Below are 9,663 nucleotides of genomic sequence, written 5' to 3'. Positions count from 1 at the left end.
TGCTGGTGGGAGTGGTGCACGGAATCCCATATCTGTTTGAGAGGTTCGAGCTACACCCGCCATACGGGCCGGAGTAGGTCCGGGTTGAACGGCTTGCGCCCTTTGCCTGCCGGTAACACGATGACGGCTTCTAACGCCTCGCGGACATATGCCCGTTTCTGAGAGATGTCCAGCCGCCCCGCATACCAGTCCGCTCGGACGTTCGCGAACCTCGCCCGAGCCCGAACCGAAGTTACTGCGTGTCGGGCCTGATCGGCACGGAGCCCCCGGATCTGATTTTCGAGGTCCCTGGCGGTCGGGAAGAACAGTTCATCGGTGATCGTTGACGCCGTCCACTGCTTGCGCAACGTCACTAGCTTCGCCTCCAAACTGTCCAGCTCCGTACCGCCGGACCACGCGTTGCCATCCTGTGTCACCGCTTCACGCTCTTCTAACTTGGCTAGAACGGCCTCGGTAATGAACTCGTCCACCATGTCGCCGCGCCTGCCGACTCCCGCGCATCCGCCGGCTGTCTTGTTGGGGCATGCGTAGATGTGCTGGACGCAGCTAGGCGAATAGGTGATCCGCAGTCGCGCACCGCAGACGGAGCCATCCGCGCGGAGCTTCCCGCACCGAATGATGCCAGTCAGCAGGTGCTTGTGCTCCTGGTGGTCCACGGGGAGATCTCGCTCATTGCCGATCGGTGAGTACATCTTGCCCCGCCGCGCTTCGATCACCCCGTGGACAGCCAACCATTCGTCAGGCGTGATGACCGGCTCCCACTCACCGATAACGGCCACGCCGTCATCGTCCCGCAGAATGGCGTCTCCAAGTCGACGCCAACCGCACAGCCGTGGATTGTTCAGCGCGAGTTTAAGCGTGCGAGACGACCACGCATTACCGAGGCTCGTGACCACGCCCTGTTCCTGCCACTCTTTGATGATCGAGTGCAGTGACCTGCCGACAGCCGCCTGACGGGCTGCGGTAGCCAGTAGGTGGGCCTCGGACGGTTCCAGCTTTGTGCGGTCGTCTTCCCGCCATCCGAACGGGCGGGTACCTCCGGGCTGTTTGCCGCCTTCGGCCCGCGCCCGGTGCCACCGCTTGATGCGTCGCCGGACTTTTCGGGACTCGATTTTGGAGAATGCAACTCCAACGAGTCCGAGCCCCTCGACGTCCTCCGAGTAGAGATCCTTGCGTCCACGCTCATCGGCATAGACGCGGCCCTCTTGAGCGGTGAGAGCTTCTACAAAACGCTCGTAGTCGCCTGCCCGGCGGGCCAGTCGGTCGTCGGCTACTACGACCGTTCCCATGACGGGCTCACCGTTGGGGAGCTTGCCGGACTTGAGTAGGGGCAACATCCGCTCGAAGTCCTCGCGCACAACGTCGGCTTTGCTAGCGGAGCGGTCGTTGTCGGTCAGTTCCAGCACGATGCGGAGTCCGAGGCGCTTCGCGGTCGCGCGGTTGACTTTGTGTTGGTCGTTGACGCCGTGGCGGTCGTCCTCGCCGTCGTCGCTGATTCGGGCGTATGAGATGACGGGGACACCGTCACTCGACGGTGTCCCCGGGTTATGGGTGGTCATGCTGCTTGCCTCTCGGTGCTGTCGCGCCGCTCGGTGAACCGGACGCCCAGCAGGACAGCGACCCGCGCCCACTTCTCTTCACTCCACACGGGAGACTGTTCCGCCTGGCGTTTGCCCCATTCCCTGGCCGAGAGTGCTCCGGCGGGCCGTTCCTGTGGGGCATCTGTCGGCCTGAGCGCCACGACGACGCCCTCGGGGCTGTCGGGGGTGTCTGAGTCAGTGTGGGTGTCGCTGTTGCGTGTGGACCTTCTGGGAGGCCGCTGAGAGGGTCGTAGAGCCAAGATCTTTGCCCCGGTAGGGGTAGAGGTACCGTCGCCTCGATTTTGTGGGAGATTCAAGCTCGATCCGCCTTCGGGTCCGATCGATCGTCGAAGAGGGTGTATCCCAGATGTATCCCGAGTTTTCCCAGGTCAGAGGGGGTAGGGATACATGGGATACACGGGATACATCTGGGAGCGGTCACACCAGGTGGGCCTGGTTGGGGTCGGGCACGCTGTAGCGGCCTTTGGCGTCGGAGGTCAGTTCTCCGGACTCCAACATCCGGCGACAGGTGGCCTTGACGTTCGGCTCGCCCAGGCCGGTGTTCTGTGCGATGACTTTCGGTCCGCTGATCGGGTTGTCGCGCAGGAACCGCAGGATCGCGGCGCGGGTGTTGGTCGTGAGGTGGTCGGATGCCGGCCCGGGCAGCATGGTCCAGCTCCCGTCCTCGGACGAGAACGTCAGCGCGTGTTCGGCTTCTCCGACGTCGCGTCCGGTCATGTGCAGGACGCCGTCGGCCTGGCCGCGTCCGCGTACGAGGACGTAGGTGGCGTCGGCGGCTCCGGCGAGTCCGTTGGTGCCGGACACGGTGGCAAGGAAGTCATCTGAGCCCTGCTTGCGCACGTGGTGCACGACCACGATGGCGATGGCGTACTTCTGCGCGATGTCCATCAACGGCGCGATGGCGGCATAGTCGGCCTGGTACGCGGACGCGCCGTGCACCGCTTCGGACCGAATCTTGGTCAGAACGTCGATCACGATCATGCGGGCGTCGGGGTGCGCGTCCAACCATCCGGTGATGATGCTGACCCCGCCCTGATCCATCGGCGGGCAGTCGGTGAGCAGATGCATGTGCTCCGGCACCGGGCGCCCAGCGAGCAGGGTCGTGATGCGTTCCTTCAACCGGCGGGCGGTGTCCTCCAACGCGAGGTAGAGCACCGGTCCGGCCTGCACGGGGATCGTGCCGAACGCCTTGCCCCCAGCGGCGACCGTGAGCCCCAGACCCAGGGAAAGCCACGACTTGCCCACCTTCGGCGGGCCACACAGCAGGCTGACACCCTCAGCGAACACGCCAGGCACGGCCCAACGCGGTTCCGGGAAGTCGGTGGTCATCAGCTCGGCTGCGGTCCACCACGCCTTGTGAGGCAGCGCCTTCACGGGTGTTTCAGCCGGGGTCAGGTTCGGCACGGAATGCAGGTGAGGGGTGCCAGCGGGGACGTTCGGGGTGGCGGTCATGCGGCGACACTCCTCGGATTGCGGGCACCGGCCAGCAGGCCGGAACGAATCGTGCGGCGAGTCTCTGCGGACCGCTGCCCGACTTCGGCGGCAGCCTGCGACAGCGCGTAGGTCACTTCTGGTTCAGTCAGCTCCCCGCCCGCGACCAGCTCCCCCAGGGACTTGGCCGCGCCGTACAAGGTGGCGTTGCGGGTGCCGGGCGGGGCGGTGCGCACGTGGGCCATCGTCCGCTCAACGGCGGCCCGCAGGTACGCGCCCTGCCGGCCGTCGGGCACAGTGACCGTGATCGGCCCGGGGGCCGGCAGCGGGCGGGGTGCCAGCAGGCCAGCAAGCCAGCCGGGCAGCGCGACGGGGTCGACGTCCCACCGCACGCTGTAGGGCTTGCCGTTGACCACGCTGCCCGGGGCAACGACGTAACCGCCGTGTCCCCGGGTGTCGACCAGCCATCCGAGTCCGCTGCCCCGCCGACCGGCGGTGTTGCGCAGTTCCGGACCGGCGGGGTGGCGGTAGTAGTGGTGCTGCCCGCCCCGGGTGGTGTCCACGATGAACGTCTCCACCGGGGTCGGGTGCCCGGCGTGCTCGGAGACGACCGTGAACACGTCGGCTCCGTCGCGGCACGTTTCGCCGTGCAGCTCGATCGGCCCGGGGTCGTCGGGCTTGGGCATGTCGAGATCGACCACGAGTAGCCCGGACGGGCCGCACGCGATCCCGACGTTGAACGCGCCGGCCGACCAACAGCGGCGGATGCGGTCGGGGTCGATGGTGGCCCGCGCCTCCCAGTCCTTCACGGCCGGGGGCTTGTCGTTCGGGCGGAGGGGGAAGACGTGCCAGCCGCGTTCGGCGGCGGCGAGTGCCGCGCCGAGTAGGCCGGTTGTGGTGGTCACGAGTGAACCTCCCTTGCGGTATCGGTCAGGTTCTGGAGCTGAAACAGCAGGGCGAGCAGGCGGGCTTGTGCTGCGGTGTCATCGGCGGGGAGCCGGACCGACAGGCGTACTTCGGCGTGCTGCGCGGCAGGCCCGGCAACCCGGGTGAGGACGGCGGACCCGTTCGGGAGCCGCAGGCGCACCGGGTGTGCCCTGTGCTCGCCTAGTGCGCAGCCGTGTCTCCGGCACCAGTCCGGGCAGCCGGCCCGGCGGCGGGTCATCGGGTGCCGTCGCGGTGGATGTCGGCCAGGCCGTTGAAGACGCGCCGGCCGATGCGCAGTAGGCGTCCGGTGCCCCCGCAGCGCCGGCACGGCTGACGGAGCTTCGGGCCGGTCCGACCGGTCCCCCGGCACCTGCGGTGGTACCCGAACGGCGCGAGCCAGCACGCGAGTACGTAACAGAGCGTGATTCCGGTGAGGATCATGAGGAGGATGCCCGTCGCGGGGCTGGTGGTGGTTGCGGTAGCGGCGTGGGTGACCATGGAAACCCTCTCAGGGGCGCTTTCGGGTGTGAGGAGCCCACGGGCGCTACCCGCTACCTGCGGAAACGTTCGCAGGTGGGGCGGGTAGCGGGTGGGGTAGCGTCGGCGCTACCGGTAGCGGCAGTGCCGCTACCTTTCAGGCCGCGTCGCGGCTCTGGATCGCGGTGACGATTCCGGCCAACCGGGCACCCTTGAGCACCGTTCCGCCGGCTTTGATGTCAACGCTCTGTAGTCCCAGCGCCCGCAGCTGGGCCGAGATGGATTCGGCGGTGGTGTCGGCGTAGTGCTCCGGGATCTGCTCGGCGAGCCGGGCGGCGATCGTCGGCCAGTGCAGCCCCGCCTCCCCCGCCGCGAACACGCTGCGGGTGTCGGCGAGCACGTCGCGCACGTCGCGAACGATCGTCTCTCCGGCTGCCGCGCCGGACAGGGTGCCTGCGGCCTCGCGGTGTTTGCGGGCGGCGGTGAGGATCTTTTCGGCGTCGCCGTGGTCTGCGAGGAAGGTCCGCACGGTCGGGGTGTCATCCGTCAGCCCGTAGAGGTAGCCGACGCCCAGGTATTCCTTGCCCGTGGGCAGCGAGGAGGCGTCGAACCCTTCGGCGTAGGCGTCCCCGCCCAACACGGCCTCCGACACGATCCGGTTACCTGTCTTGAGGGCGAAGCGGGCGGCGTGGTTGTCGCGGTAGCGGTTGAACAGCCGCTGCACATCCCCCGCGCCGACGCCGGACGGCTTCTGCGAGCTGGACAGGATGACCACCCCCGCAGACGGGCCGACACCGATGATGTAGGACAGCAGGGACGCGATCTCCTTGTTCACGTTCTGGTCGTCGGTCTCGTAGTAGACCTGGAACTCTTCCATGATCAGCAGCCACACCCGCAGGTCCGGGTACTTGGGGCTGCGCGCGAGTTCACGGGTGAGCTTGCCTTCCGGGCACAGCGACGGCGGCAGGGTCGACAGCACCTCGTTGACGGCCTCGATGTGCTTTTTGACCTCCCTCAGCGCCTCCAGCAGGTGTGTGATCGGGTCGGTGTCACGGGCGTTGGGGTGCACCCCGAACACCGTGCGGTGCGCGACGAGCCGGAACTTGTCCCAGTCCGGGGAGTTCTTCCCGTCGACCAAAACGAGCTTCACCCACGGGTCCAGCGCCGCGTACAACGCGAGGAGCCGGGCGGAGAACGTCTTGCCCTTACGCGGCTGCGCACCCACCAGCACACTGATCCACATCAGGAGCAGATCGACCTTCCGGCCGCGCTCGTCCAGCCCGAACGGGGCCGGCGCCCAGATGTCACGCGGCTTGCAGTCCAGCAGCGGCGTCCGTCCGGCCGGGATCGCGAGGGGGTCGCGGTCGGCGACGAACAGGGTGTGCCGGCGGTGCGAGGACTTGTCCTTGGTGATGAACACCTGGTTGATGGACACGTCCAAACCCGACGCGATCGAACCCCGGGCCTTCAGCGCGTCATCGAACGTCTTGCCGTAGGGCAGATCCACCGACACCTGCGAACCCGTGTTGGAGTTGTCACGGGCCATGGTCGAACCGAAGTCCACCTTCTGCCCCGCCCGATCCGGATGCCCCAGGCCTGCGGAGTAGTAGGCCCGCAACACGATGTCCGGGTTGATCCGCCGGAACCGACCGGCGACGACGGCGGTCGACAGGATGGGGCGGTCCGCCGGACGTCCGACGTGAGCCAGGTAGCCGACCGCGCCAGCCACGGCCAGGCCCACGGCCCACCCAGGGGCCAGGGCGTAGGCCACGGGTCCGCCGATCGCGATACCCATCGCCTCAGCGGCCAAGACGCAGAACCGCCACAGGCGGGTGCGCTTGCCCTCCTTCTGGAGCTTCAACCACACGTCCGGCTCGTTGCCCGCGGCGGCGGCCTGCCTCAGGCCGTGCTGTTCAGTCAGCCACCACCAGCGGAGCTGGCGACCGGCGAGCCGGAACAGGCCGACCGAGGCCCAGAATCCGGCCTGCGCCAGGTACCACGGGGTCCGCACCGCGTGGAAGGCGACGATGTGACCGGCCAGGCCGGCGGCGTGCCGCACGGTGGAGCGGATGTTGGCCCAGCTCGCCAGAGCGGACGGGATGACCTGCCGGCGGCCACCGGCCAGCACCGGCACGGCCACCGCGCCCCCGCCGGGCGTCGGCTCGTCGTCGAGGGGCACGTCGAAGTGCGTGCCCGCGATGTCGTCGGGGCCGGGCGCCGGACGGGTCCGGCTGGCCCGTGCCGCGTCCAGGTCCAGGACGTCGGCGTTCACGCCGATCTCCTCGGCGTGCCTGTCGAAGTCGAACTCTTCCGAGTTGCTTGCCATGATGGCTTTACCTCCGTGTGGGGCGGCGGGGCACAGCCGGGCTGTCCAGGCTTGGTGGCTGTGCCCCGCGTGAAGTGGGCTACTTGTGGGTGGTCGGCTTGCCGTCGCCGTGGTTGGCGAGCAGCCGACCCGATCGCGTCAGGGCGTCGAGCTGGGCCGGGGTGACGGTCGTGGTGGCCGGGGTGCCCTTGCCGGTCACGTAGTCGACGACCACGAACTTCTTCGACATGACTTCTCCCTCAGGTGCCGGCGGCCCGCGTGGCCGCTCGTGCCCGCCCCCGACTCGAACGGGGTGTGTCTGCCAGCCGGGCAACCAGTGCTGCGGGTGCTGTTCAGCGGGCGTGGCGGTGGGGGTCGATTTCGACCCGTAGCCGGTGAAGCTCGCTGAGCAGGTCCGCGAACATGTGCTGAACAGGCGTACCGGCCGCCTCATCGGCGTCGGCGCGGTCCAGCAAGGCGGATAATCGGGCGTGCGCGTAGGCCAGCGCCTCAAACGGGGTCATCTCAGGTGCGCCCTTTCTTAGGCTGCGGCGAGCGCCGGAACCGGTTCGGTTGTGTCGGTGCGCAGTGCGGCGAGGTGTCGGCGCACGGTGCGCGGGGCGACGTCGAGGCGTGCGGCCATGTCTTCCTGCGACATGTCCGGGTACCTGGCCCGCAGCTTGGCCACGGCGGTGGCCGTGTCGGGCTTGGCGGGTGTCCGGCGCGGTGTCCGCTCCGCTGGCCGGCGGGTGTCCGGTGCCGTGTCCGCCACCATGGCCGGCAGACTGACCGGTACCGTGACCGGCACACTGGCCACCGGAACGGCCACGGTCACCGGGCTGGTGTCCTCCGCACTGGCCACCACGACCGGCATCCGGGAGAGCACCAGCTTGGTCAAGGCGAGGAACCCCAGCGCCGGCACCGACGCGAGGAGCCAACCGGACGGGGACTCCTCGGCACGGGCCACCTGCGCGGCCAGGGACAGCAGCGCGAACCCGATCATGATGGCCGCCGGGTAGCTGATCGGTTGACCATTGCGGCGTCGGCGGCGGATCTCCAACGCGGCAGCCATCGGGATCAGGTCCGACACCACGGCGTTAGCCCACCCGAACCAGTCATGCGTGTCGGCCGGGGCGTGGGCCATAGTCCAGTCGTGCATGTGCGTGAACGACGCGGCCCCCGCCACCCCGCCCACGGCGAGCAGCACCAGGACCTGAACGATGTTCTCGACCCGTTCGGACTTGCCCGTCATCGGTCACCCCCGACAACCCCGGCGGCGAACTGCCCGACCCCGGAAGTGATGTCGCGGACCATGTCGGCGGCACCGGTCGGGTTGGTGATGATGAAGAACGCCACGAACGCGGCGCCCACAATCAGCCACAGCTTTTTCACTGTTCAGTTCTCCTGTCCGGCACAGCGGGCGCACTCGCCCAACGAACGGCGGATGTAGTACGGGCGGACCCGCGAGCAGGTCGGGCAGATCCGGCGGCACAGCAGGGCTTTGCGGATCGCGCGGAGCTGCGCGGGGGTCGCGGTGCGCTTCGGCTTGGCCAGGTCGACCCGGTAGAGGTACGCGACGCGTACCGTGCCCCGGGACGGCCAGAGGATCTGCGCGGCGATGTCCTGACCGCCCGGACGCAGCTGCATCGCGCGGAGCTGGCGCACGGTGGCGTAGCCGGCCGGGGCCGACTCCCACGGGAACGTCGGCACCGAGTGCCGCAGCGCGTTCGGGTCGTAGAACTTCGCCCGATACCGCGTCGGGGCCACCATCAGGCCACCGCCCGCAGCACCGCCACCGCCGGGACCGTGATCGGGAACGGGTCGCCCAGCTCGATCACACCCAGGAAGAAGTCGACCTCCCCGAAGTCCTCCGCGTGCCGCCCCCAGTCGCGGGCCGCGTCGGGCGTCGGGAACGGGCCGATCACGAAGTCCTCGTCACGGTCCCAACGGCCAGCCCGCACGGCGTAGCCGGTAAGCCGCAGCATCACGCCACCGCCCGCAGGCCCGGCATGCTGTCGGCGGCCGTGCGGTCGGTCAGGGTCGCCGCGATGATCCGGCGGCGGGTCCGGCGGGCACGGCGGCTGTCGAGGTCGACCACCTGGCGGTCGACAACCCGCAGCGTCTCGGCCAGGTCGTCCAGCGCCATCATGTCGGCCTGGATCTGGGGCCACTCGGCCTCGATCTCGTCCAGCTCCTGGGCGGTCGGGCCGTCCAGGAGGTCGAGCACGTGCACCTCGACCATGTCGGCCGTGGCGGGTTCCGCGCTGATGGCCCGCAGGCCGTTGCGTGGGATGCTGTTCATGGGTCTAGCTCCTTTGAAGTGGCTGGTAGGCCCGAATCGAGGCCCGGCGGTTGCACCCGCTGGGCCTCACCTGTGGGGCCAGGAACGTTTGGGGCCGCGCTACGCGGCGTAGGCGTGCTGCCGCGCCGACGGCGGCTGGCAGGACGAGCAACGCGTGTCGGTACCGGGCAGGGCGGTCAGCTTCTTGCAGCCGACGCACTTGCGGTACGTGGAGTTCTTCTTGATCGTCAGCCGCAGCAGACCAGCGGCGATGTTCTGACGCATGACGACAACCTCTCTCCGCTTGCGATGGCGGCAGCACGGTAGACCCGCGCTGCCGGGTGATCTGTGGAACACCGCCGGGAAGCCAAGCTCCGCAGCGGTTGGCAGCTGCCCCACCCGCAGGTGGGAGGTAGTGCGACGCACGGAACCAGCCATGCGCGGTCACCCATTCGGGGCGGTGACCAAACCCCCACTATTGAGTTTTCAAAGACCGGCCGGACATGGCCACCGACCGAACGCACCGCACGACTTCGTGCCGTCATCGCCGACGTTGACCAGCCCAGATCCAGCGGCAGAGCCGCCAGACCTCGCTTCGTTGGAGCAAATTTCAACTACATCGACATACTGCACCTACTTGT

Annotated in this window: 13 protein-coding genes; all 13 read right to left on the bottom strand. The window is 68.5% G+C overall.

The window, feature by feature from the left end:
• Positions 1-50: 50 nt before the first annotated feature.
• Complete coding sequence (locus AB0M43_RS39095; RefSeq protein WP_363732882.1) at positions 51-1,559, bottom strand: recombinase family protein; 1,509 nt, start codon at positions 1,557-1,559, stop codon at positions 51-53.
• A gap of 459 nt (positions 1,560-2,018) precedes the next feature.
• On the bottom strand, positions 2,019-3,053 hold the full coding sequence (locus tag AB0M43_RS39090; protein WP_363732880.1) for an AAA family ATPase: 1,035 nt from the start codon (positions 3,051-3,053) through the stop codon (positions 2,019-2,021).
• Positions 3,050-3,937 carry a bifunctional DNA primase/polymerase gene (locus AB0M43_RS39085; protein ID WP_363732877.1) on the bottom strand — a complete coding sequence of 296 codons (888 nt, stop codon included), beginning with the start codon at positions 3,935-3,937 and terminating at the stop codon, positions 3,050-3,052. The genes AB0M43_RS39090 and AB0M43_RS39085 overlap by 4 nt, the downstream gene beginning before the upstream one ends.
• 256 nt (positions 3,938-4,193) lie before the next feature.
• Positions 4,194-4,457 (bottom strand): hypothetical protein, encoded by a 264-nt coding sequence (locus AB0M43_RS39080; protein ID WP_363732875.1) that lies wholly within the window; start codon positions 4,455-4,457, stop codon positions 4,194-4,196.
• Between the two features lie 136 nt (positions 4,458-4,593).
• The gene (locus tag AB0M43_RS39075) at positions 4,594-6,762 is read right to left on the bottom strand and encodes a cell division protein FtsK (protein WP_363732873.1); all 2,169 of its coding nucleotides are present in this window, start codon (positions 6,760-6,762) and stop codon (positions 4,594-4,596) included.
• Positions 6,763-6,841: 79 nt separating this feature from the next.
• Positions 6,842-6,991, bottom strand: a complete 150-nt coding sequence (locus AB0M43_RS39070) for a hypothetical protein (protein ID WP_363732871.1) — start codon at positions 6,989-6,991, stop codon at positions 6,842-6,844.
• Between the two features lie 103 nt (positions 6,992-7,094).
• On the bottom strand, positions 7,095-7,265 hold the full coding sequence (locus AB0M43_RS39065) for a hypothetical protein (RefSeq protein WP_363732868.1): 171 nt from the start codon (positions 7,263-7,265) through the stop codon (positions 7,095-7,097).
• Between the two features lie 17 nt (positions 7,266-7,282).
• Complete coding sequence (locus tag AB0M43_RS39060; protein ID WP_363732865.1) at positions 7,283-7,993, bottom strand: hypothetical protein; 711 nt, start codon at positions 7,991-7,993, stop codon at positions 7,283-7,285.
• Positions 7,990-8,133, bottom strand: a complete 144-nt coding sequence (locus AB0M43_RS39055) for a hypothetical protein (protein ID WP_363732862.1) — start codon at positions 8,131-8,133, stop codon at positions 7,990-7,992. The genes AB0M43_RS39060 and AB0M43_RS39055 overlap by 4 nt, the downstream gene beginning before the upstream one ends.
• A 3-nt stretch (positions 8,134-8,136) precedes the next feature.
• On the bottom strand, positions 8,137-8,511 hold the full coding sequence (locus AB0M43_RS39050) for an RRQRL motif-containing zinc-binding protein (RefSeq protein ID WP_363732859.1): 375 nt from the start codon (positions 8,509-8,511) through the stop codon (positions 8,137-8,139).
• Positions 8,511-8,726 (bottom strand): hypothetical protein, encoded by a 216-nt coding sequence (locus AB0M43_RS39045; protein ID WP_363732856.1) that lies wholly within the window; start codon positions 8,724-8,726, stop codon positions 8,511-8,513. The genes AB0M43_RS39050 and AB0M43_RS39045 overlap by 1 nt, the downstream gene beginning before the upstream one ends.
• The gene (locus tag AB0M43_RS39040; protein WP_363732854.1) at positions 8,726-9,043 is read right to left on the bottom strand and encodes a DUF6284 family protein; all 318 of its coding nucleotides are present in this window, start codon (positions 9,041-9,043) and stop codon (positions 8,726-8,728) included. Before AB0M43_RS39040 ends, AB0M43_RS39045 begins: the two co-directional genes overlap by 1 nt.
• Positions 9,044-9,142: 99 nt before the next feature.
• On the bottom strand, positions 9,143-9,307 hold the full coding sequence (locus AB0M43_RS39035; RefSeq protein ID WP_363732851.1) for a hypothetical protein: 165 nt from the start codon (positions 9,305-9,307) through the stop codon (positions 9,143-9,145).
• Positions 9,308-9,663: the final 356 nt, after the last annotated feature.

This window comes from Longispora sp. NPDC051575 (assembly GCF_040681875.1).
Taxonomy (GTDB): Bacteria; Actinomycetota; Actinomycetes; order Mycobacteriales; family Micromonosporaceae; genus Longispora.
This window is presented reverse-complemented; position numbering and strand designations above follow the sequence as displayed.